General features: G+C 48.0%; 25 protein-coding genes. 13 read left to right on the forward strand and 12 right to left on the reverse strand.

The window, feature by feature from the left end:
* Positions 1-33: 33 nt before the first annotated feature.
* Complete coding sequence (locus C7R93_RS08215; protein ID WP_106838365.1) at positions 34-480, forward strand: carboxymuconolactone decarboxylase family protein; 447 nt, start codon at positions 34-36, stop codon at positions 478-480.
* A gap of 60 nt (positions 481-540) precedes the next feature.
* On the opposite strand, the gene C7R93_RS08220 is transcribed toward C7R93_RS08215, so the two are convergent.
* Both C7R93_RS08220 and C7R93_RS08225 read right to left on the reverse strand, forming a co-directional pair.
* Positions 541-1,086 carry a pyridoxamine 5'-phosphate oxidase family protein gene (locus C7R93_RS08220; protein WP_106838366.1) on the reverse strand — a complete coding sequence of 182 codons (546 nt, stop codon included), beginning with the start codon at positions 1,084-1,086 and terminating at the stop codon, positions 541-543.
* 142 nt (positions 1,087-1,228) lie between these two features.
* Positions 1,229-2,218 carry a metal-dependent hydrolase gene (locus C7R93_RS08225; RefSeq protein ID WP_106838367.1) on the reverse strand — a complete coding sequence of 330 codons (990 nt, stop codon included), beginning with the start codon at positions 2,216-2,218 and terminating at the stop codon, positions 1,229-1,231.
* Between the two features lie 159 nt (positions 2,219-2,377).
* Between C7R93_RS08225 and C7R93_RS08230 the strand changes: the two genes are divergently transcribed.
* Together C7R93_RS08230 and mutY are read left to right on the forward strand one after the other, a co-directional pair.
* Entirely contained in the window at positions 2,378-2,668 is a 291-nt protein-coding gene (locus tag C7R93_RS08230) for a hypothetical protein (RefSeq protein WP_106838368.1), read from the forward strand.
* Between the two features lie 21 nt (positions 2,669-2,689).
* The gene (gene mutY, locus C7R93_RS08235) at positions 2,690-3,796 is read left to right on the forward strand and encodes an A/G-specific adenine glycosylase (protein ID WP_106838369.1); all 1,107 of its coding nucleotides are present in this window, start codon (positions 2,690-2,692) and stop codon (positions 3,794-3,796) included.
* A 37-nt stretch (positions 3,797-3,833) separates the two neighbouring features.
* On the opposite strand, the gene C7R93_RS08240 is transcribed toward mutY, so the two are convergent.
* From C7R93_RS08240 to C7R93_RS30220, 3 genes are all read right to left on the reverse strand, one after another.
* A complete protein-coding gene (locus C7R93_RS08240; protein ID WP_106838370.1) occupies positions 3,834-4,610 on the reverse strand; it encodes a Cof-type HAD-IIB family hydrolase in 777 nt (258 codons plus the stop codon).
* Between the two features lie 119 nt (positions 4,611-4,729).
* Positions 4,730-4,888 carry a hypothetical protein gene (locus tag C7R93_RS08245; protein WP_007729792.1) on the reverse strand — a complete coding sequence of 53 codons (159 nt, stop codon included), beginning with the start codon at positions 4,886-4,888 and terminating at the stop codon, positions 4,730-4,732.
* A 142-nt stretch (positions 4,889-5,030) separates the two neighbouring features.
* On the reverse strand, positions 5,031-5,183 hold the full coding sequence (locus C7R93_RS30220) for a hypothetical protein (protein WP_167402447.1): 153 nt from the start codon (positions 5,181-5,183) through the stop codon (positions 5,031-5,033).
* A gap of 35 nt (positions 5,184-5,218) precedes the next feature.
* On the opposite strand from C7R93_RS30220, the gene C7R93_RS30225 reads away from it, so the two are divergent.
* Entirely contained in the window at positions 5,219-5,494 is a 276-nt protein-coding gene (locus tag C7R93_RS30225) for a hypothetical protein (protein WP_167402445.1), read from the forward strand.
* A 218-nt stretch (positions 5,495-5,712) separates the two neighbouring features.
* Positions 5,713-7,680 carry a methyl-accepting chemotaxis protein gene (locus C7R93_RS08250; protein WP_106838371.1) on the forward strand — a complete coding sequence of 656 codons (1,968 nt, stop codon included), beginning with the start codon at positions 5,713-5,715 and terminating at the stop codon, positions 7,678-7,680.
* Positions 7,681-7,730: 50 nt separating this feature from the next.
* On the opposite strand, the gene C7R93_RS08255 is transcribed toward C7R93_RS08250, so the two are convergent.
* Positions 7,731-7,955 (reverse strand): hypothetical protein, encoded by a 225-nt coding sequence (locus C7R93_RS08255; protein ID WP_106838372.1) that lies wholly within the window; start codon positions 7,953-7,955, stop codon positions 7,731-7,733.
* Positions 7,956-8,151: 196 nt separating this feature from the next.
* On the opposite strand from C7R93_RS08255, the gene fabL reads away from it, so the two are divergent.
* From fabL to C7R93_RS08290, 7 genes are all read left to right on the forward strand, one after another.
* Positions 8,152-8,910 (forward strand): enoyl-[acyl-carrier-protein] reductase FabL, encoded by a 759-nt coding sequence (gene fabL / locus C7R93_RS08260; RefSeq protein ID WP_106838373.1) that lies wholly within the window; start codon positions 8,152-8,154, stop codon positions 8,908-8,910.
* A gap of 118 nt (positions 8,911-9,028) precedes the next feature.
* Positions 9,029-9,442, forward strand: a complete 414-nt coding sequence (locus C7R93_RS08265) for a GNAT family N-acetyltransferase (RefSeq protein WP_106838374.1) — start codon at positions 9,029-9,031, stop codon at positions 9,440-9,442.
* 48 nt (positions 9,443-9,490) lie between these two features.
* Positions 9,491-10,027, forward strand: a complete 537-nt coding sequence (locus C7R93_RS08270) for a DUF402 domain-containing protein (protein WP_106838375.1) — start codon at positions 9,491-9,493, stop codon at positions 10,025-10,027.
* A gap of 57 nt (positions 10,028-10,084) precedes the next feature.
* Positions 10,085-11,866 (forward strand): ABC transporter ATP-binding protein, encoded by a 1,782-nt coding sequence (locus tag C7R93_RS08275; RefSeq protein WP_106838376.1) that lies wholly within the window; start codon positions 10,085-10,087, stop codon positions 11,864-11,866.
* Between the two features lie 24 nt (positions 11,867-11,890).
* Positions 11,891-13,111 carry an MFS transporter gene (locus C7R93_RS08280; RefSeq protein WP_106838377.1) on the forward strand — a complete coding sequence of 407 codons (1,221 nt, stop codon included), beginning with the start codon at positions 11,891-11,893 and terminating at the stop codon, positions 13,109-13,111.
* A 116-nt stretch (positions 13,112-13,227) separates the two neighbouring features.
* Entirely contained in the window at positions 13,228-14,457 is a 1,230-nt protein-coding gene (locus tag C7R93_RS08285) for an MFS transporter (protein ID WP_106838378.1), read from the forward strand.
* Positions 14,458-14,557: 100 nt separating this feature from the next.
* The gene (locus C7R93_RS08290) at positions 14,558-15,058 is read left to right on the forward strand and encodes a flavodoxin family protein (protein ID WP_106838379.1); all 501 of its coding nucleotides are present in this window, start codon (positions 14,558-14,560) and stop codon (positions 15,056-15,058) included.
* 61 nt (positions 15,059-15,119) lie between these two features.
* Here C7R93_RS08290 and C7R93_RS08295 read toward each other — a convergent pair whose 3' ends face one another.
* The 6 genes from C7R93_RS08295 to C7R93_RS08315 form a co-directional block, all read right to left on the reverse strand.
* Entirely contained in the window at positions 15,120-15,542 is a 423-nt protein-coding gene (locus tag C7R93_RS08295; protein WP_244191475.1) for a MoaF-related domain-containing protein, read from the reverse strand.
* Positions 15,543-15,723: 181 nt separating this feature from the next.
* On the reverse strand, positions 15,724-16,575 hold the full coding sequence (locus tag C7R93_RS08300) for an NAD(P)-dependent oxidoreductase (RefSeq protein WP_106838380.1): 852 nt from the start codon (positions 16,573-16,575) through the stop codon (positions 15,724-15,726).
* A gap of 23 nt (positions 16,576-16,598) precedes the next feature.
* Entirely contained in the window at positions 16,599-17,414 is an 816-nt protein-coding gene (locus C7R93_RS08305; protein ID WP_106838381.1) for a pyrroline-5-carboxylate reductase family protein, read from the reverse strand.
* A 96-nt stretch (positions 17,415-17,510) separates the two neighbouring features.
* On the reverse strand, positions 17,511-18,191 hold the full coding sequence (locus C7R93_RS08310) for a zinc metallopeptidase (RefSeq protein WP_048031441.1): 681 nt from the start codon (positions 18,189-18,191) through the stop codon (positions 17,511-17,513).
* Positions 18,192-18,418: 227 nt separating this feature from the next.
* Positions 18,419-18,559 carry a hypothetical protein gene (locus C7R93_RS30230; protein WP_007729817.1) on the reverse strand — a complete coding sequence of 47 codons (141 nt, stop codon included), beginning with the start codon at positions 18,557-18,559 and terminating at the stop codon, positions 18,419-18,421.
* A 79-nt stretch (positions 18,560-18,638) separates the two neighbouring features.
* Positions 18,639-19,925 (reverse strand): glutamate-1-semialdehyde 2,1-aminomutase, encoded by a 1,287-nt coding sequence (locus C7R93_RS08315; RefSeq protein ID WP_106838382.1) that lies wholly within the window; start codon positions 19,923-19,925, stop codon positions 18,639-18,641.
* Positions 19,926-20,086: 161 nt separating this feature from the next.
* Here C7R93_RS08315 and C7R93_RS08320 point away from each other — a divergent pair, with 161 nt between their 5' ends.
* Positions 20,087-20,929, forward strand: a complete 843-nt coding sequence (locus C7R93_RS08320) for a protein phosphatase 2C domain-containing protein (RefSeq protein ID WP_244191476.1) — start codon at positions 20,087-20,089, stop codon at positions 20,927-20,929.
* The last annotated feature ends 66 nt before the right edge of the window (positions 20,930-20,995 follow it).

The raw sequence follows: 20,995 nt of genomic DNA on the forward strand, positions 1-20,995 counted from the left end.
AAAGCAAATTCGAGTGGAGAGGACAGATGAATCATGCAAGCTAGATTGAATCATCGTGCAGCAAATCCTGAGGCGTATCAAACCATGCTCAAGCTGGAAAATTTCGTGAATGAGAGCGGCTTGGACAAAAAACTGATTGAGCTGATCAAAATTCGTGCTTCCCAAATCAACGGCTGCGCTTTTTGCATGGATATGCATACACAGGATGCGCGCAAGCTCGGTGAAACAGAGCAACGCATTTATTTAATCAGCCTATGGAGAGAATCTGCGGTTTACACAGAAGCAGAGCGGGCAGTCCTTGCTCTGACAGAAGCTGTCACTGTCATTACGGCTAATGGTGTTTCAGAAGAGCTCTACCAGCAGGTTCGCGAGCATTTTGACGAAAACCAGTACGTTGCCTTGATTATGGCGATCAATACGATCAACAGCTGGAACCGAATCGCGATTTCCACAGGAATGAGTGCTCCGTTTAATAAGTAACAATCAGTCAATCAAAAAGACACGCCTCTTAAGAAAAAAGGAGCGTGTCTTTTTTCGTTGCTATACATCCATCTCGACTTTTCTGCCAACATAGAATTGCTTCTCTTCGGAAAGGGGATTACCTTTGGCGGTCAGCACGGTGGGCGTAATCCGGAAGATGGCGGTTGTACTGCCCATCGAAGAACGATACTTAATGACATGCTGCAAAGGCAGCGGTTCTGAATAGTAGCCGGGGACGTACTTGTCGATCATGGATTGCATCGCATCGCGCATCTCCTCAGGCTCCGAAACACGCTCAATTGTCCCGGAGATAAACACACTCATATAAGCCGTATCAATATGGGCAGGCACAGGTGAGGCGATTGTACCGTACTCCTCGCAAACACTGAAACATACGCGGTTGTTGCCATTGATCATCTCGATTTTTCTGCCAGAATCCGCGCCGTGAAAATAAATACAGCCATTCCACCAAGCAAAATTCAAAGGCAGGATGTACGGCTCGATTTCATTGGACAAGCCGAGATGGCCGACCTTTGCCACTTGCAAAAACTGGTCAATTTGCTCCTGATCGGTAATGGTACGCTTGGAATATCGAATTGGTATCATGTCGAGTCCCCCAGTCTGTCGTTGTTATTCTGATCGTAGTTGGTATTTGACTAGGAGAAAAGGTGCAATTTTGGCAAAAGAGAACAGGTCAGATGACAAAAAAATAACCGCCCTCTACTAGCAGGGGCGGTAGTCTCGTCGATTACGAGCGTTTTGAATCCAATTTTTTGGTAAGCTGTTCTTCTCCGCGATGGATCCAGCCGACGAAGGAATCACGGATGGTTAGATCAAAGTCGAGGTAGACCACGGCGACGAACATGTAATGACTTTTCCCTTGAAAACGGGAGCGGTAGCGCAGATCAATCCATTTGACCTCATAGCCAAAGGAGCGCTCCTTTGTTTCTACATGCACATGATGGGTAAATGCGAGGAAGGATTGGACTTTGTAACTTTTTTTGGCTGCTGCAATCCGCTCATTTTCCGGTTTGATCGAGAAGGTGTCCAGGATGACGACATCCCCTGAAATGACTTCACCTACATACCAATGCTGGTCTGTTTTGGCGACGAAGGTCCAATACGTCCAGGAAAGAGTAGGGATGATGGTGAAGGTACCAGCTTTGCCGATTCGCTGACGAACCAACTCGGTCGTTCGTCTTTGCGCCTGACAACGCCAGTAGTAGTATCCGGCAATAATCACGTATATCCATAAAAAGACGTGTCCAGGATGCGCGCCTGCCGCCCAGAGCATAAAGCCGACGAGATGAGCAGCGAAAATGGACGGATCAAAGATGAAAATGGCGTTGAGCGCCACCCATTTGTCGCGAAACGGGTACAGGCCCTTTGTGCCATAGGAGTTGAACAAGTCAACGAATACGTGTAAACATACGGCCAGGAATATCCAGCCGAGCAAATGCAGCCAATGGAGCTGTGGCATTATGGCCTGGATGAGAACAAAAATGGCTCCAGTCCAGAGAAATAAAGCGGGAACCGAGTGAGAAACGCCTCGGTGGTTGCGAATGTAGGCAGCGGTACCACGAAGGCGGACTAAGCCATCCAGATCAGGTGCCTGCGAGCCAATGACCGTACCAATCATGACGGCTACTGCAAGTGACGGAGTAGAAGCTACAACAGGATCAAGGTAGGCGAGCCCGGCCAATCCAAAGCCCATGGCAAAATGTGTGGCTGTATCCATGGAATCGTTGTCTTCCTCCCTTCCTTCCACTTTTATTGTTTATTATAGCGTTTGCCTAAGATGAATTCTCTCCCCTTCTGAAAATATTTGTGAGCTTGTTCGCATGGGGTGAGAAGGGTATGATGAAAGCGTTGAATCGTTAAAGGAGGAACATGTCGCATGCTAACGGTTTTCATTGAATACAAGCTGGATTCTGAAAAACGGAGTCACGCTCTGCGATTGCTTACCTCCATGGCTGAGCGCATGGAAGCGATGGGTGCACGTCAGTATCGCTCAATGGAGGGCTTGGATCAGCCCGGTCTGTTTGTCGAAGCATTTGATGTCGAGACTGTTCAAGCATATGAAGCGATCAAGGCAAACCGATTGGCAGACCAAGACTTTTGCGACTGTGTTTCCGGCGGAGCTGCGAAACTGCATGTGTGGGCGTTTCGTCCAGCGGAACTGGGATGAAAAGGAGTAGAATAAAAGCAAATGGCAAGAAAAAAAGAAAGCTTGAAATATACACTACCTGAACAATTTCATGTTTTTGGCTTTGCCCAGGATTTGCTGGCCTGGTACGACTCACAAAAGCGGGATTTGCCTTGGCGGATCAACAAAGACCCATATCGAATCTGGGTATCGGAGATCATGCTTCAGCAAACACGCGTAGAGACTGTTAAACCTTATTATGCGAATTTCATGGGAAAATTTCCGACGGTGAGTGATTTAGCACAAGCTCCCGAGGAAGATGTGTTAAAAGCGTGGGAAGGACTCGGTTATTACTCCCGCGCGCGCAATCTTCAAGCCGCAGCCCGCGAGGTAACGGTACGCTACGGAGGAGTTGTGCCAGATACACCAGAAGAGATCGCTACACTAAAAGGTGTGGGGCCATACACAGCAGGAGCCATTCTTAGCATCGCCTATGAAAAGGCGGAGCCAGCTGTGGATGGAAACGTTATGCGTGTCTTTTCACGTCTGCTGTATTTAACTGACGACATCGCCAAGCCTGCCACGAGAATCAAAATCGAGCATCTCGTACGACAGGTCATTCCGGCGGGGAGAGCGGGAGATTTCAATCAGGCATTAATGGAGCTGGGAGCGATGGTCTGTGTACCACGCACTCCGCAATGCTTGACCTGTCCGGTGTTTGACTACTGTATGGCGCGTCAGGAGGGTGTGGCAGAAGAGCTGCCGGTCAAAGGCAAAGCCAAACCTCCACGTCCTGTTGATCTGCAAGTAGGCATTATCATTCGCGACGGCAAAGTATTGATTAACAAACGGCCCGATCAGGGGCTTCTCGCCGGCATGTGGGAATTCCCTACTGTTGAAACCGAACAAGAAAGTGATGCTGCCAAACAGGAGGCACTTGCAGTTGGTTTGCGTGAACGATTCGGAATCGATGTAGAAGTCATGCAGCTATTAGGTACGGTTCAGCATGTTTTCTCCCATTTGCAGTGGAACATGCAAGTATGGTCCTGTGACTGGATCGAAGGGGACGAGCTCCCAGCTCATGCAAGATACGCGGTTTGGGAGGAATTAGATGCATACACCATCCCGATGGCGCATCAAAAAATTCGCGAGCTGTTGAGACAAAAATAATGATTAGACAAAGCTGTCGAGCATTTCTCGGCAGCTTTTATTTCATCAGACCGATGTGACGCAAGCCGTGAGATATCCCGCCATCATCGACGTGTCTCGTTACGTAATTGGCATGCGGCAACAAAGCTTCATGCGCATTGCCCATCGCGATCCCCATCCCGACATAAGAGAGCATTTCTTTGTCATTCAGACCGTCTCCAAACGCAACTGCCTTGCTTGGGGCAAGCCCGATATGCGAGAGGATCGCTTCAATACCAAGTGCCTTTGAACCGCCTTTCGCAAAAACATCCATACAATACTCATGCCAGCGTATAAACGAGAGAGCGGGAATCTCTTCTCTGTACTGTTGTTCATGTGCATCTGGTGTAAACAACAGCGCTTGATAAATATTTTCAGAATGGGCGAAGTCCGTATTTTGATCAGGGGAATCAAGCTTCAATTGCTGAAAGGTCCAATCCAGATAAGGATGCTGCTTATGGGTAGAAAAGCCCGCCTTACTGCCTTGAAACACGATGGGATGGTCGTGCAGGGCCGCGATCTGCTGTAATTGTTCGAGTGTTTTGGTCGGGATGGGGCGGTCATAAATAGTTTTTCCTTGATAGACGACATATGCACCATTGCAACTAATATACGAGTCGATGCCGCACTGCTGGGCCAGCTCGTCAAAATAATAATGAGCTCTGCCTGTTGCTAAGACGACCTCGATCTTGTTGTTTTGCAGCTCTTGAATGGCTTCGAGTGTATCCGGTGGTATGATTTTCTCTTCGTTGACGAGTGTTCCATCAATGTCTAAAAAGACGATTTGATACTCCATGATTTCACTCCCCACTTTTCTCTTTTGAATCCATTATAAAGCTTCGAGAGAGGGGAAGAGCAGTGGAAAATAAAAAGATCATGCCCCCGCAGACATGATCTTTGTGAAACTGCTTCTTTTTATCGAATCAAAAACTCTGGAAATTGTGTGACGATCTGATGCTTTTGTTCTTCGATGCGTTTCAGCGCTTGCTGTTGCATGTATTTTGCTTCAATTTGCTTCGGTGTCAATTTCCGTTTCTCAATAATGATTGTGAAGAAAATCATTGGAATGTACATGAGTGTATCCCTCCCATCCCGTTAGTTTGGTGCAGTCAGCTGCCATCTATCGCTTTGACTCCTGTAAACCTCATCATCTGACGCCGTTGTTTGTTTTTCATACCAAAATCCCTCCTGTAGTCACGTAATCGTGTTTCGTCCATTAAATGCGGCTCACAAATTGTGCTGCTTCAATAGCATGTTCTTCGGCGCGTTCTTCGAGATAGCGACAGCGAGCAGATTCTGCGAAAAGCTTCTCCGCTTGTTCTTTATTGCGTTCAATCTTGACTGTGAAAAGAAAAAAGTTCAGTACCATTACCAATCACCCCCTTTCAAGGAGAAAAATGTTAATTGATGAGAAAGAAAAAGACCACGGGCGAAAGCCTGCGGTCTTCTGGCAACCAAAACGGACATGCCGTTTTGGAGGACATAGAAAGACCACAAGCAACAACGCCTGTGGTCGGTATTAGACGAAATGGAAATGTTGAAGAGTACGAATACTACTGGAATTCGTCGACCCAGGAGGCGCTGCTATATTCAGTTAGAACATTCACAAGACGATCAGTAAGAGCTGGATTTGGATTCATTGCTATCATCATCATTGTGCTGCCTCCTTTCTTTCCGTAGTAGTAGTGTGTGGAACGTAATCTAAGAATATGGCATTTTTTTCTTGTTGTAAAGCGATTTTTTACCTATTTCTAGAAGAAAGTATATTCTGAATATAATAAAAAATAATAAAGAATAAACTTATGTGCAGTTTTGTGAGCAAATGAAGGTTTATCATTAGGCATATAGCGGGTATCAATATAGGACAATCATGACACGCAGAAAGGTGATGCTAGCGAATGAAAACACCCAGACTCACTGTAAAATCCAAGCTAATCGCTACATTTTCCACGATATTGGTGGTCCCCATGCTTTTACTCGGGTTGCTCTCTTATCAGAGTGCCAAGGCAGAGCTGTCAGATGAATTGCTTACGACTGCCTCTGAGAATGTTCGGCTGATAGACGAGCTTTTAAATCATACATTGCTGGAGCAATCAAGGAATGTAGAATGGATTGCTTCTGATATTGTACGCCAAGACAATTTGGAAGAGACCAAAATGGGCACGAAAAAGCAATTGCAGCGTTTTCTCGCGATAAATCCAGAGGTGAGTGAAGCGTATATCGGGGACGAGACTGGAGCCATGCTGACTGCGAGTGATTCAAAGCTTCCGGATGGATTCGACCCGAGAAAAAGGGATTGGTACATAGCAGCCATGAAGCAGCCAGGGAAAAGCATCATTGTAGACCCGTACATTGATGCCATAACCGGAAAAGTCGTGTTGGGAATAGCGATGACCTTGCCAGATAAATCTGGTGTTCTGGGAATTGATATTCAATTGACAGCGTTGGACGCGACGGTCAAGCAAGCGAAAATCGGTACCCAAGGATATATGGCAATTTTAGATAAAAACCGAAAAATGTTGGTGAATCCAAATGGAGAGTCTGGTGTTGAGGTTGTAGAGTCTTGGGCGGATACTGTATATGCAGAAGAGTCTGGGCGTTTACAATTTCTCCACGAAGGAAATCCCGTCCAAGCCGTGTTTACTACTAATGAAAATACGGGCTGGAAGCTGGTAGGCGTGATGTATGAGAGTGAAGCAGCACAAGCAGCAAATCCGATTTTTTACACGATGCTCGTGATTATAATAGCAGCGCTGGTGGTGGCTAGCGGAGTCATTTACGTGATTTTGCGCTCCTTACTCCGGCCTTTGCGTATGTTGACAGAAGCAGCTGAAAAAATGAGCCAGGGCGATGTGACACAACAAGTAGATATACGGAGTGACGATGAATTGGGGACGTTGGGCAAAGCCTTCAATCATATGGCGGAATCTCTTCGTTCCTTGCTCCTCTCTGTGAGCGATTCCGTTCAGCAGTTGGCTTCTTCAGCAGAGCAGCTCTCAGCAAGCGCGGACCAGACAAGCAAAGCGACAGAACAGATCGCAGAGACCATGCAAGAAATGGCGGAGGGAACAGAGCAGCAAGTCTCTCATTCGCAAGAGGGTAACGCAGCGGTCGAACAAATGTCGGCAAGAATCGGTCAGATCGCAGAGCATACACAAAATGTATTCACCGCAGCCAAGCAATCATCGGACTTGGCAGTGACCGGAAACAAATCCATTCAATCAGCTGTGCTGCAAATGAACGCATCCAGCGAATCGATTCACAGTCTGGCAAAAGTCGTGGATAATCTGGGCACGCGTTCCCAAGAAATCGGAAACATTGTGGATGTGATTACTGCCATTGCAAACCAAACCAACTTGCTCGCACTCAATGCGGCAATCGAAGCGGCTAGAGCAGGGGAGTATGGACGTGGCTTTGCTGTGGTGGCCGATGAGGTACGCAAGCTGGCAGAGCAATCTGCAAGCTCGGCACAACAAATTAGTCAGCTGATCACCGCGATTCAAGCGGAGACAAATCATGCTGTGATTGTCATGGATCAGAGCAAGCGTGATGTAACGGAAGGGATTGAAAAAGTGAACGAAGCTGGCCAGTCCTTCGAACAAATTCAGTCAGCTGTCAATGAAGTGGCAGAGAAAATCGGTCAGGTATCTGAGGCAACGCGTGATTTCTCCACAAGAGCACAGCAAGTGGTTGAGATCATTGGTCATATTTCAGAGGTGACACTGCAAGCGTCTGATGGAACACAAAGTGTATCCGCAGCTGCACAAGAGCAGCTTGCCTCCATGGAAGAGATCGCTTCTTCAGCAGTTTCTCTCGAACACCTCGCGGAGGAATTGCAAAACCAGATCGGCAAATTCCGTATCTAAAAATAAGCCCGGCGCCGTGTTTACATACACGAGCAGCCGGTTTTTTTTACTTAATCGTAAATAGGTGACGAGGAATGATCCCATCCCCCTCTGTCTCCATTCACTGGCCCACGGGATTCAAGCTCATGGATGACTTTGACGTGAAGAGAGGCTCCTTCTGCACTGAGATAAGCTGCCAGTTGTGAAAAACTGTGATGGTAATAAAGCAGCTCATTCATTTCCCAATCAGCCAGTGGCACCATGGTTAATTCGGACAATTCCCGACCTATGTACATCCTGCCATTCCTCCTTTTGTGGTAGTGTTTTGCCTGATACCGCGAGCTTAGTATGGCTATAGTTGAGAGGATCAAGTCATGCCGGGATTTTTTCCGCAGGTAGAAAAAGCGCAGGTGGAGTTGTATAATGAATAAGTGATTTTTATTTATTAGTACCTGCTATTAATAGCTGGTCAGTTTGGGAGGTAATCTTTTTATGAATACAACGAAAAAAGTAGCACTGGTAACTGGCGGAACGCGAGGGATCGGAAAAGCGATTGCGCTTCAATTGGCGGAACAGGGCTATGACCTGGTGCTGAACTATTTGCGTAACCGCACAGCGGCAAGAGAAGCGGCAGCGGAGCTGGAAGCAAAGGGTGCTCGTGTCCATCTGATCAAAGCCAATGTAGGGGATGTAGCAAAAATCAAAGAGTTGTTCGAAGAAATTGACCAGGAATTCGGTCGCTTGGATGTATTTGTGAACAATGCGGCATCGGGTGTACTGCGTCCACTGATGGAGCTGGAGGAAAGCCATTGGGACTGGACCATGGAAATTAACAGCAAGGCGCTGTTGTTCTGTGCGCAAGAAGCGGCAAAACTAATGATCAAGGGCGGCAACGGCGGAAAAATCGTGAGCTTGTCCAGCCTGGGGTCCATTCGAGTTCTCGACAACTATACAGCGGTTGGCGTATCGAAGGCAGCTGTAGAAGCGATTACTCGTTATTTGGCAGTCGAACTTGCACCGCATAATATTGTTGTAAATGCTGTTTCTGGCGGAGCGGTAGATACGGATGCACTCAAGTATTTCCCGAATCGTGAAGAATTGCTCGGTAGTTCAGCAGAGCGTACCCCAGCAGGGCGCATTGTGGAGCCGGAAGATTTGGCGAATGCGGTAATGTTCTTGCTCTCCGACAAAGCGTGGATGGTTCGTGGACAAACATTGATTGTAGACGGTGGTATTTCTCTTTTGACATAATCATTTATTGGAGATGAAGTATGGAGTATGGAGTTGGAGACTTTGTGGTGTTGCGACACAAGACAAAGTTGTCCATGTGTTGTACAATAGAGGAAGAAGGTTACGAAGGAGGCAACACATGCTGATTCGTCCGTTTCGACTCGGTGACTATTCGGCTATCACACGTATTTGGCAGGAGACGGGGTTGGACCAATCGGACAAAGAGTCATTGAACGATTTGGCCCAGCATTTGGCTTGGGACAGCGATCTGGTAATGGTTGCAGAAATTGAAGGCACAGTTGTAGGGGTCGTGGTTGGCACGATTGACGGAGCACGTGCCTATTTCTACAGATTGGCTGTACTTCCAGAGATGCAAGGCTCAGGTATTGGTCGCGAACTCGTTGAAGCAATTGAAAAGCGTTTCAAGCAACGAGGTGTCAATAACGTCTTGATCATGGTCAATCAATCAAATCCGGAAGTCCTTCCGTTTTACCTTTCACTTGGCTATGAAGTACAAAAATATGTTACACTTTCCAAAAAGCTCTCTTCTTAAAGGAGGCTTGTCCCCATTCAAATAGAGAAGAGAAGAAAGGGGAGAGTCATGTCACCAACTCCGGGCTCCAATATCCGCATAGAAAGTTATAAACATGACCATTCGTTGCACCGCATATGGGACAAATCTACGTTGATTCATACCAGTGATGCGGTGGTGATTGGGGGAAATGATCGGGTCAAGGTGACAGAAGCAGACGGGCGGGAATGGCGTACGCGTGAACCGGCCATTTGTACATTTGGTAGAGGCCAGTGGTTCAATACCATTGCCATGATTCGTGATGACGGTATTTATTATTATTGCAACATTGGTTCTCCCTTCAGCATGAAGGGACAACTGCTAAGCTACATAGACTATGATCTCGACGTAAAAGTGTTTCCCGATATGACGTACTCGATTCTCGACGAAGAGGAGTTTCTTTTGCACAGCAAACAGATGAACTATCCTCCATTTGTTGTGGAAAGAGTGCAGACAGCATTGCGAGAGGTGCTGGATTGGGTAAGCGCACGGCGTGGCCCTTTTCAAAGCGGCTTCGTCCAACGTTGGTACGAGCGTTATCTTTTAGTACGAGATGATGAGGAATAATCCCTTTCCCGAATGACCGGGGGAGGGATTTCCTTGTTTGCAAAGGAGGTATGATGCTTGAGCATACGCCGTTACTTGGCATATGTATGGCCCTATTGGAAACAAATCCTGGGCACCATATTCATTGGTATTATAAAATTTGCGATTCCACTTGCTCTGCCGCTACTCATCAAATACGTCATTGATGACCTGCTGCCGAGTCCGCTTCCTCAAGAGGAAAAGCTGAAACAGTTGTTTTGGCTGATGCTCGGAGCCTTTTTGTTATTTACAGTCGTTCGTGCTCCTGTAGAATACATTCGGCAGTACTATGCACAGTGGGTATCCAGCCGCATCCTGTTTGACATTCGCAATCAATTATTTTCTCATTTGCAGCGACTGTCGATGCGCTACTACAACAATACCAAGACCGGTGAGGTCATCTCCCGCGTCATTAACGATGTGGAATCAACCAAAAGCTTCGTGGAAACGGGACTGATGAATCTCTGGCTGGACCTGATTACGATCATCCTGACACTGGCGATCATGCTCTACATGGATGTGGAACTGACACTTGTGGCGATTGTCGTTTTCCCTTTGTACAGTATTTCTGTCAAATTTTTCTACAAGCGCTTGCGTCAATTAACCAAGGATCGTTCTGCGGCACTGGCGCGTTTGCAAGGGTATTTGTACGAACGCGTCAATGGGATGGCGCTCATCCGCAGCTTTGCCTTGGAGAAGCAGGAAAGCAAGGAATTCGCAAAGGAAAACAATCAGTTTTTGGATAAGGCACTGGCGCAAACACGCTGGAATGCGCGAACTTTTGCTGTAATTAATACGGTGACGGATATCGCACCGCTCCTGGTCATTGCCTATGCTGGCTATCAAGTGATTGGCGGGAGCATGAGCGTAGGGACGTTGGTTGCGTTTTATGTTTATTTGGATCGCTTGTACACGCCGCTGCGACGCTTGGTCAATTCCAGTACGGTACTGACACAGGCAATTGCCTCGATGGACCGGATGTTTGAGTTTATCGATGAAGCGTACGATATCGTTGACAAGCCAAATGCAGGGGAGCTGCCAGTAGACCCTGCAACCAAACGCATTCGCGGAGAAATCCGCTTTGAGAACGTGTCCTTCCGCTATCGGAAGAAAGGCCCTCTCGTCTTGAACAATGTGAATCTGAGCATCTCATCTGGTGAAACGGTTGCGATTGTCGGGATGTCAGGCGGAGGAAAGTCTTCGCTGATCAGCTTGCTGCCGCGTTTTTGGGACGTGACAGAAGGGAAAATTACGATTGATGGCATCGATATCCGCGATGTGAAGCAGCAAAATTTGCGTCACCATATCGGGATGGTGCAGCAAGATAATATTTTATTTAGTGAATCAGCAAAAGTGAATATTTTAATGGGCAATCCAGATGCAGATGACAGTGCTGTACAAGCAGCTGCGAAGGCGGCAAATGCCCATGACTTTATTAGTGAATTACCGAATGGTTACGATACTGAGCTGGGGGAGCGCGGTGTGAAGCTCTCGGGCGGGCAAAAGCAGCGAATCGCGATTGCGCGTGTTTTTCTGCGTGATCCGGGGATTCTGATTCTGGATGAAGCGACGTCTGCACTTGACTTGGAATCTGAGCACACGATTCAGGAGTCATTGTCCAGATTGGCAAAAGGAAGAACTACTCTCATCGTGGCCCACCGACTTTCGACGATTACCCATGCGGACAAAATCATTGTGATGAAAGAGGGACAAATCGTTGAGGAAGGTACGCACGAGCAATTGCTGGAGAGAAGGGGAGTATACTATGGCCTGTGGAGTGTGCAAGATTTAGGGAGTACATCCGACCCGCAACTGGGATAAGCAGATGGGATTGGAGGAAATCCGATGGAGATATGGCGCCGTAATTTATATGTACTCTGCGGATCGTTGTTTTTCGTCATGGTGGCGATGAGCATGATCATGCCTTTTTTACCGCTTTACATTCAGCAGGATTTCGGAATTGAAGACCCTCATCAGGTCACGGCTTGGGCGGGGATTATTTTTGGAGCCAACTTTTTGACGGCTGGCCTGGTCTCTCCTATCTGGGGAAATTTGGCGGATAAGCACGGGCGCAAGATCATGATTTTGCGCTCGGGTTTTTTCATGTCCATTACTATGGCACTGACCGGTTTTGCCGGAAGTCTGTGGCAGCTGTTGGCTCTTCGTTTGCTCAATGGACTCGTTGGGGGAATCATCCCTGCCAGCACCGCATTAGTAGCATCATCCGTACCAAAAGAACGAATTGGCTGGGCAACGGGGTTGCTTCAGTCTTTTATTACGGCCGGAACCATTATGGGACCGCTATTTGGCGGTGTTCTTGCGGAGAAGATTGGCTTTCGGATGATTTTTGTGATTACCGGTTGCGTATTATTGCTGGCGACCTTGGTCATTACGTTTATGGTGAAAGAGAATTTTGTTCCACCTGAAAAAAAGGAACGGTCGAGTCTGCGGCAAGATTTTCAGATGATCTTCTCTTCCAAAGAACTCCCGGCGCTCTTTTTTGTAACCGTAATGATCCAGTTTGCGTTGTTTAGCATTATCCCTGTGTTGCCGATCTACATTTCGCAATTGGTTGGATCAGAAGGGGCAAAGGTAGCGCTTTGGGCTGGAATTGTCCAAGCATGCATGGGGGTCGCAAACGTTTTTGCCTCACCGCAGCTGGGACGTTTAGGAGATCGGTTCGGTTCGCAAAAGGTGCTGTTGTTCTCGCTTTTGGCTGCCGCAATCATCTTTATTCCACAAGGCTTAGTACATACGGTATGGCAATTGGTCGCGCTTAGGTTTTTGTTAGGCTTGTCTCTAGGAGGTTTGCTTCCATCCGTCAATGCTTTGCTGCGACGAGCAACACCAGTGCATATGGTCAGTCGCGTCTACGGCTATAATAACAGCTTCGTCAGTATCGGCAGCATGCTCGGCCCGATGATTGGCGGCTTTTTGGCAGGCTATGTGAGCATTAGTGGAGTCTTCTATATGACGAGTGCTTTCTTGTTTATTAACGCAGGCTGGGTATACTACAGCTTTTTCCGAAACAAATCTGTACAGCATTCTGATTCTGGAATAGAATAAGAGGTAATTTTTGCGAAAAGAGGTGCACCTCCATTGTGATGGCGAGTCGGTGTGAATAACTTCATATTCCATCAGGACGTATAGGCTGGTCCTGAACCGACAGGAGGGTGTGCTTCATGTGGCATCGACGCTTTATTTGCCTCTGGGCGGGTCAGACATTGGCCAACCTTGGGGATGTATTTTATATTGTCGCGTTTATTTCGGTCATGTACGCTGCAACGGGCTCCGTCATGTACACGGCGTTTATACCGGTTGTCATCGTAGCTTCGCAATCTGTGAGCAGCGTGTTGGCCCCGTTGGTGTTTCAGCGATTGTCGTTGTCGGGTATGCTCGTGCTGTCGCAAGGCTTGAAGACGATACTCTTGGCTGTCGCCTCATTTGCTGTCGGCAGCGGTGTGGGGGAGCATGGAGAGTGGATCTGGCTGTTGTTCGGATTGGGGTCAGCCATTGCCTTTATGGATGGCTGGGCAAATCCTGCGCGCAATGCCATGGTACCGCGCTTGGTAGGGCGAGAAGACCTTATGCGTGCGAATGGGGTGCTTGCCACCTCGGATCAAACCGTTCATTTTACTGGCTGGGCAGCAGGCGGGTTACTCGTTTCTTGGTTGGGAGCGAATATTGTTCTGTGGGGAACCGTTGGTGCCTACGTAGTGGCAACGATCGCGATGACAGGCATTGCACCAGCAAGCGAAAAGCTGCGTGAAGAACAGGCAGCTAAGACGGCAACAAATTGGCTCACTGGATGGAAAACGATTCGCGACGTGCCCGTACTGCGACTACTGGTCGCGATGGATGTCGTGATCGGCTTGTCCGGGGGTGTGTGGATCGCTGCGATTATGCTGCCATTTGTCCTCGATGTGCTTGGACAAGGAGAAGAATGGTGGGGCTATATCAATGCTGGTTACATGCAAGGAGCCATTGTCGGTGGGACACTGCTTTTGATGTATGCGGAGCGGATGCGACGCCATTTATTTCGCTGGATCGTCTGCGGTACGATAGGTGTCGGATTCTTCACCTTTTGTTTTGGCAGCAGTACAAACGCTCTGTTGGCACTGTTGTTTTCCTTTGCACTGGGCCCGTTTTTGGAAATGATGCATGTAAGCAAGCAGACACTTTTGCAGCAAGTGACAGAAGAATCAGCACTACCTTATGTCATGTCAGCAAAGGGGACGATTGATTTACTCGTTTTTGGTGCTTCTGCCTTGGCGATGGGGGCTATCGCTGAATGGCAGGGAGTCCGGGCTGTTTATTATGTATCTGCTGGGTTGTTACTTGTCGCTTTCCTTTTGGCGTTGCGCTTGCACAAAAAGCAAACGGAGCATACGAGCGGGGCTTCCTTAACCTAAAATACTAGCAGGCTGTCTTATCCGTAGATTTTTCTACTGGTAAGGCAGCCTTTTTTGATGATATACGAACGAAGCTGGGCGATATGGACAGGCTGACGCATTGTTTGAAGCGTTGGTGAAGCATTTGGAAGGCGTGCCGCATACCAGCATCCGGTTGCGAGAGAAAAACATTCGCCCGATTCACGACCAAAGGCATGACGAGGGAGGCTTCGATACAGTCGTGGATGATTACGATGAAGTGACAGAAGCGGTGCTTTCCCATGATTTTCTGATTTTCTCTACGCCGATCTATTGGTACGGTATGTCCGGTCATATGAAAAACTATGTGGATCGCTGGTCGCAGAGCTTGCGTGACAAGCGCTATTCCTTCAAGGAATCTCTCGGGCAAAAGCAGGCGTATGTCATTGCGACTGGCGGAGACCAGCCCAGATTGAAGGGGCTGCCACTGATTCAGCAGTTTCAGTATGTGTTTTCTTTTGTAGGAATGCCATTTGCGGGTTATATCATTGGGGAAGGCAACAAGCCTGGTGATGTATTGTCAGATCTACGGGCATTAGAGGAAGTGAAGATTTTTAATGAGTGGTTAAAAGCCAAACAATAGCGTATCGTACGACAAAAGACCGGAAGCAATTCCGGTCTTTCGCTTTGTTATCTTTAGCGGATTATGAGGCAAAGCTGTCTAGTTCGGTTATGGTACCAGAATGGAATAGACTTTTCCGAACACCCTTTGCATCATAGGTATAATGGGTATAGACCAGCATCCTATTAAAATCCGCAATTTGGCTGACGGTGTAGACTTCTTCCAGCCAATACATAAAATATACGCAAGGAGCTATCTCCACGTAATTGAATGTGTAGTAACCATTGAATCCCTTATGCGGTCCAGCAATCCCTACATCATGCCGATGAGTAGAGTCAAAGAAATGAATGATAAATACATTGCCATCTTCATAATCGTATCGAAAGGTCTTACCAGCGTATACAGGGAGTAGATGACTGTATTGTACATACTGAAAATTTGGATGATAAGGATAGGGAAGCGACACAGGATAACCCATATTGGGAAAATACGTTGGGTGATGCATACCAATCTCCTCCTTTTGTAAGCAATATATGTAAAACATAGGTGTATGCTCTGAGTGGAATGCCCAATTAAGCTAAGGGTCTTCATTCGTTCAATAAAAAAACAGCGGCCAGTCTAAGCCTTGATTTTCAGATCTTAGGTAGCCGCTGTTTCATTTATTAGGGTCAGTCTAAATGTGAAACCTATTTTCCACCGAGGTGACGCAGGAGCGCCATCAAATCCAACTCTCCCAATCCTTCTTCTAACGCATGACGATAAGTCGCATTTACGGACTCAGCGAGTGGCGTAGAGACGCCTGCTTCGTTCGCAAGTCGAAGGTCCTTAGCCATGTGCTTCAGGGCAAAGGCAGCAGGATAATCATCTGCGAGAATCGAGGCCGCTTTTCCGCGAATGAGAGGGGTCCCCACGGCGCTCTCGGAAATGATGTCCAGCATTTGCTCTGTACCGATACCGAGTGAGCGAGCGAACAGCAGTGTCTCAGAGACACCTTGTACCGTAATGCCAAGCAACAGATTGATCGCCAGCTTGGCAGACGTGCCCGCACCGTTTGGTCCCAAATAAAAGGCTGCTTTGCCCAGCTTGTCCAGCATGGGCTTGGCTATCTCATAATCTGCCAGCTCGCCGCCTACCATGATGACGAGCTTCCCTTCTTTTGCAGGTCCTACACTGCCAGAGACGGGTGCATCGAGAAAGCGCAGTCCGGCTTGTTTGGCTTGCTCTGCGATAAAACGGGAAGTATCCGGTGAAATGGTACTCATGTCCACCGCCAGCTTATCTTGCACGGGAAGACTCAGGAGACCATCTGAGCCCGAATAGATTGCTTTTACAGCATCATCGTCACTTACCATGGTGAACAGGACATCGCTTTGTGCTACCAGCTCGGACAAAGTCGCAGTCTCTTTTGCACCCAATGCCACCAATGGTGCAGCTTTTCCCGGTGTACGATTCCAGACTCGCACGTCGTAACCTGCAGCCAGTAGATTGCTAGCCATTGGAATGCCCATGTTACCCAAACCAATCCAACCGATGATCATCGTCTTGTTCTCCTATCCGCGATTTATGCTTTTATTTGTTGTTGGACAAGTATCTTCAAAGCAGCGTGCTTGGATTCTGTCATCGCAAACAACTCGTCAAAACCAGAAGGAAGAGTCTTATCAAGAACACGCAAGCCTTCCTCGGTAATGCCACCTTTGGTTGCAACACGCTCGATCAGCTGGTCGAAGCTAAGCTGTTCGTTTATTAACAAAAGAGCTGTTCCTAGCATCGTTTCCACCAACATGCTTCTGGCAGTATCCAGGTCAAGCTCTGGTGTTTTGCGTACGGCTGCCTGCGCGAACGAATCAAGAATGCCTGCCATCAGTCCTGGTGCGCTGCTGGTGAGGATCGTCGCTGTTTCGATCTCGACCTCGGATACTTCCTGTGATTGACTAATGGAAGACAGGAGAGTGAGAAGCTCATTGCGATCCTCTGCACTTGTTTTACTGCTACATGTAAATAACGATACACCATGCAGCTCTTGCGAAGTGACTGTAGGAATTACCTTACTCACGGCACCAGCGTGGACGGTTTCCAAATCATCGATGCTCACACCTGCTGCCACAGAAACAATATGTACACTTGCAGGGATAGACAACTCACGCAGAACAGGCAGGATATCCAGCGGCTTTGTGCAGAGAAAGACCAGACTTGCCTGGTCGCACACCTCTTGCGCACTTTCGGCTATGAGAATGCCATGTGCTGCTTGCAGATTTTCCGCTTTTTCTCTCGTTCGATTGAAGACGGTTATATGCTCGGGCTGGATCACACCGCTTTTACAGAGTGATTTCACCAGCATTTGTCCCATACTGCCTAATCCAATGATTCCAATTCGCATGTGGAAAACCCCCCGTCTCATTGTAACGTAGCCAAATGAAAAAAGGTACAGCCTCCCATGCAAGAGAGCTGTACCTTTGCAGTTTCGATTAACGGTTTAGTCGTCCGAGCTGCGGAAGATCATGATGTATTTCGCCAGCTCCAGGACAGAAATCAGAGCAGCAGCTACGTACGTCAGAGCGGCTGCGCCCAGTACTTTGCTTGCGCCACGCTCTTCTTCGTTGCGGATAAAGCCCATTTTGAGCATCAGTTCTTTCGCACGGCTACTTGCGTTAAACTCGACAGGCAGTGTGACGAGCTGGAAGGCAACCGCTCCGGAGAAGAAGATAATCCCGATGAGCAAGAGTCCAGCCATTTTAAAGAAGAAACCAGCCAACAGCAGCAATGGCGCTACACCGGACACCAGGTTGACTACTGGAAAAATACGATGGCGTGCTACTAGCATCGGGTACGAGACCTTGTGCTGAATCGCATGGCCGACCTCGTGACAAGCAACGGACAGAGAGGCAATCGAATTGCCAAAGTATACAGGATCAGACAGACGTACGACACGGTCAGTCGGGTCGTAGTGGTCAGTCAATGTACCTGGGATATGTTGAACAGGAACGTTCGTCAAGCCGTTGGCATCGAGCATGCGGCGGGCGGCCTCTGCACCGGTAAGACCGGAGGAGGTAGGAACCTCGGCGAATTTGTTAAAAGTCCCTTTTACGCGAAACTGTGCCCAGAGCGACAGTCCGAATGCAATCAGAATCAAGAAATCCATAGGATGGAAAAACATTCTACACTCACTCCTCGTTGTAATCTATGAAAACGAATTGTTGCTAAGTCATTCATGTAACCTTACTAATTCATTCTGTCCCATATTCATGTATACGAATAAGTCCTATGACAGTTTCACTATTTTATTGTACAATCTCTGACCATTATTGACAATGTCGCTGCATGCGAAAAAAACAGACACATTCCTCATCATCATGATTGGGAACGTGTCTGTTTCCATGCTTTTTATCTGTCGTGATTTTGAGTTTTGTGATGCTCGGTTTTTCGCGGGTTTTGAAAGCCGGTCACTTCGAGCATTTTACTGCTCATTTTGGAATCCAACGTCTTTTCAGGAGCCTGTGGATATGATTTTTCACCTTTGGACACCGGAATATCCTCCTCGAAAACATAATCACGAACAGGCTTATTATTTCCTTAGGCGGATGCGAATGGACGTGGGAATGGTTTACAGTTGAGAAAAGGCGCGGTCTACAGCAGCGATGGTGAACTGAATGTCTTCTTCTGTATGAGCTGTAGTCACGAACCAAGCTTCATATTTGGATGGTGCCAGGCATACACCTTCATTCAGCATCAGCTGGAAGAAGCGGGCAAAAATTTCTCCGTTCGCTTTCTGTGCTGCATCATAATCGGAAACAGGCTCGTCCGTGAAGTAAACAGCCAATGCCCCTTTTACACGATTGAGCTGGATGGTTACGCCGTGTTTGTTTGCGGCTTCGATGATTCCGTTCGCAAGCATTGCGCCCAATCGTTCGAATTCATCGTACACGCCCGGCTGCTTCAATACTTCCAGGCAGGCAATTCCCGCACGGATGGAGGCAGGATTACCAGCCATTGTTCCTGCTTGATACGCAGGTCCGAGTGGGGCGACTTGCTCCATGATTTCCCGACGACCGCCGTAAGCGCCGATTGGCAGGCCTCCACCGATAATTTTGCCCAATGCAGTCAGATCAGGCTCGACTCCGAGGAGGTTTTGAGCTCCGCCATAGCAGAAGCGGAAGGCTGTAATCACTTCATCGTATACGACAAGTGCGCCTGCTTCGTGCGTGATGCGGTTAACCTCTTCCAAGAAGCCAGGCTCAGGTGCGACGATACCGAAGTTGCCGACAATCGGCTCAACGAGGACGCAAGCCGTTTCGCTTCCCCATTTGCTCATAGCTTCTGCGAATGCTTGGACATTATTAAAAGGTACCGTAATGACTTCGCTGGCAATGCTCTGTGGAATACCCGCACTGTCTGGAATCCCCAAGGTGGATGGCCCAGAGCCAGCTGCAACGAGCACCAAATCAGAGTGGCCGTGGTAGCAGCCCGCGAATTTGATGATTTTGACACGACCAGTATAGGCTCGTGCTACACGAATGCAGGTCATGACTGCTTCTGTACCGGAGTTGTTGAATCTGATACGCTCCATCGAAGGGATCGCTTCACGAATCATGTTTGCGAAGGTAATTTCCCATGGAGTCGGAGTACCGTAAAGGGTTCCGTTGGTAGCTGCTTCACAAATCGCTTTGGTCACATGTGGATGTGCATGGCCAGTAATAATTGGGCCATATGCTGCTAAATAGTCAATATATCGATTGCCGTCCACGTCCCAGAAATACGCGCCCTGGGCACGTTCCATCGTTACGGGTGCTCCACCGCCTACAGCCTTGAAAGAGCGGGAAGGGCTGTTTACCCCACCTAGAATGACGTCGAGTGCTTGCTCGTGCAGTTGCGCGGATCGTTCACGTTTCATGCATTTTCCCTCTTTTCTTAACAACCTCTTTTGGAAAAAGTCCTTCATTATCTTACCACAGCTGTTCAACAACTGGATATGAACGGAGAGCTATAGAAGGAGAAAAGGAAAAATGATACAATTTTCAAGCAAATCACTCCATGGAAAAAGGCGGGGTCATCATGAAACTTGAGAGCATCTCCATGAAAGGAAGCGGCAAAAGCAATGAGGACGCCTATGTGATTCAGCAGGCTAAGCATGTGTATGCGGTCATTGATGGCATTACGTCACTGATCCCGTATGAGAACGCAGCAGGACAGACAGGCGGAGCGATTGCGGCTGAGCTCGTAAAAAAGCAGCTGGAGGCAATGCCGGAGGATGCAGCTTTGCACGATTATTTGGAGACGATAAACGAAGAGCTTCAGGGGCGGATGCGGCAAAGCGGCATCGAGCTTGAGAAAAAAGAAGCATTATGGGGAGCGGCCTGTGCAGTCGTTCGTGTAGGAGATGCCCATATCGAGTACGCGCAGCTAGGAGATTGCATGATCTTTGCCGTTTATGAAGATGACACTGTACGACCCCTGACACATCCGCAGGTCAGCCATTTGGAACAGGCCGCTTTGGTGAAGTGGGAAGAAGGAATCAACGAAGGATTGTGTACCCGAACAGAGCTGCACGAACGATGTATGGACATCCTGCTCCATAACCGCTATCAGGCGAATGGACCAGAAGGCTACGGAGTGTTGAATGGCGATGTTGCCTGTCGGGATTTTACGGAGTTTGGACGGATTAATCGAGTTGGCATGAAGGCATTGGTGCTGGCAACGGATGGTCTTTTCATGCCGAGAGCTTTAGGGGGAACACAGCCGAAATGGGAAGAGACGGTGCTGCCGATCTTACATAAAGGGCTGCAACGTTATACAGACGAGCTTATCTCTCTGGAAAACACCGATCCTGAATGCATCCGTTACATTCGCTTCAAAAAGTCGGATGACAAAACGGGAATGATCCTTTATCTTCACTAACAGTTTGGTGCAGTTTGCCTTTTGCACAATTCGATTGGCTCATATACACTACAAATGGTATTCAAC

Source organism: Brevibacillus fortis (assembly GCF_003013395.1).
Classification (GTDB): domain Bacteria; phylum Bacillota; class Bacilli; order Brevibacillales; family Brevibacillaceae; genus Brevibacillus; species Brevibacillus fortis.

Excerpts from the sequence above, each read along its gene's own strand:
- C7R93_RS08215 (WP_106838365.1), top strand. The coding sequence starts at position 34 with ATGCAAGCTAGATTGAATCATCGTGCAGCAAATCCTGAGGCGTATCAA.
- C7R93_RS08220 (WP_106838366.1), bottom strand. The coding sequence starts at position 1,086 with ATGATACCAATTCGATATTCCAAGCGTACCATTACCGATCAGGAGCAA.
- C7R93_RS08225 (WP_106838367.1), bottom strand. The coding sequence starts at position 2,218 with ATGGATACAGCCACACATTTTGCCATGGGCTTTGGATTGGCCGGGCTC.
- C7R93_RS08230 (WP_106838368.1), top strand. The coding sequence starts at position 2,378 with ATGCTAACGGTTTTCATTGAATACAAGCTGGATTCTGAAAAACGGAGT.
- mutY (WP_106838369.1), top strand. The coding sequence starts at position 2,690 with ATGGCAAGAAAAAAAGAAAGCTTGAAATATACACTACCTGAACAATTT.
- C7R93_RS08240 (WP_106838370.1), bottom strand. The coding sequence starts at position 4,610 with ATGGAGTATCAAATCGTCTTTTTAGACATTGATGGAACACTCGTCAAC.
- C7R93_RS08245 (WP_007729792.1), bottom strand. The coding sequence starts at position 4,888 with ATGTACATTCCAATGATTTTCTTCACAATCATTATTGAGAAACGGAAA.
- C7R93_RS30220 (WP_167402447.1), bottom strand. The coding sequence starts at position 5,183 with ATGGTACTGAACTTTTTTCTTTTCACAGTCAAGATTGAACGCAATAAA.
- C7R93_RS08250 (WP_106838371.1), top strand. The coding sequence starts at position 5,713 with ATGAAAACACCCAGACTCACTGTAAAATCCAAGCTAATCGCTACATTT.
- C7R93_RS08255 (WP_106838372.1), bottom strand. The coding sequence starts at position 7,955 with ATGTACATAGGTCGGGAATTGTCCGAATTAACCATGGTGCCACTGGCT.
- fabL (WP_106838373.1), top strand. The coding sequence starts at position 8,152 with ATGAATACAACGAAAAAAGTAGCACTGGTAACTGGCGGAACGCGAGGG.
- C7R93_RS08265 (WP_106838374.1), top strand. The coding sequence starts at position 9,029 with ATGCTGATTCGTCCGTTTCGACTCGGTGACTATTCGGCTATCACACGT.
- C7R93_RS08270 (WP_106838375.1), top strand. The coding sequence starts at position 9,491 with ATGTCACCAACTCCGGGCTCCAATATCCGCATAGAAAGTTATAAACAT.
- C7R93_RS08280 (WP_106838377.1), top strand. The coding sequence starts at position 11,891 with ATGGAGATATGGCGCCGTAATTTATATGTACTCTGCGGATCGTTGTTT.
- C7R93_RS08285 (WP_106838378.1), top strand. The coding sequence starts at position 13,228 with ATGTGGCATCGACGCTTTATTTGCCTCTGGGCGGGTCAGACATTGGCC.
- C7R93_RS08295 (WP_244191475.1), bottom strand. The coding sequence starts at position 15,542 with ATGCATCACCCAACGTATTTTCCCAATATGGGTTATCCTGTGTCGCTT.
- C7R93_RS08300 (WP_106838380.1), bottom strand. The coding sequence starts at position 16,575 with ATGATCATCGGTTGGATTGGTTTGGGTAACATGGGCATTCCAATGGCT.
- C7R93_RS08305 (WP_106838381.1), bottom strand. The coding sequence starts at position 17,414 with ATGCGAATTGGAATCATTGGATTAGGCAGTATGGGACAAATGCTGGTG.
- C7R93_RS08310 (WP_048031441.1), bottom strand. The coding sequence starts at position 18,191 with ATGTTTTTCCATCCTATGGATTTCTTGATTCTGATTGCATTCGGACTG.
- C7R93_RS08315 (WP_106838382.1), bottom strand. The coding sequence starts at position 19,925 with ATGAAACGTGAACGATCCGCGCAACTGCACGAGCAAGCACTCGACGTC.
- C7R93_RS08320 (WP_244191476.1), top strand. The coding sequence starts at position 20,087 with ATGAAACTTGAGAGCATCTCCATGAAAGGAAGCGGCAAAAGCAATGAG.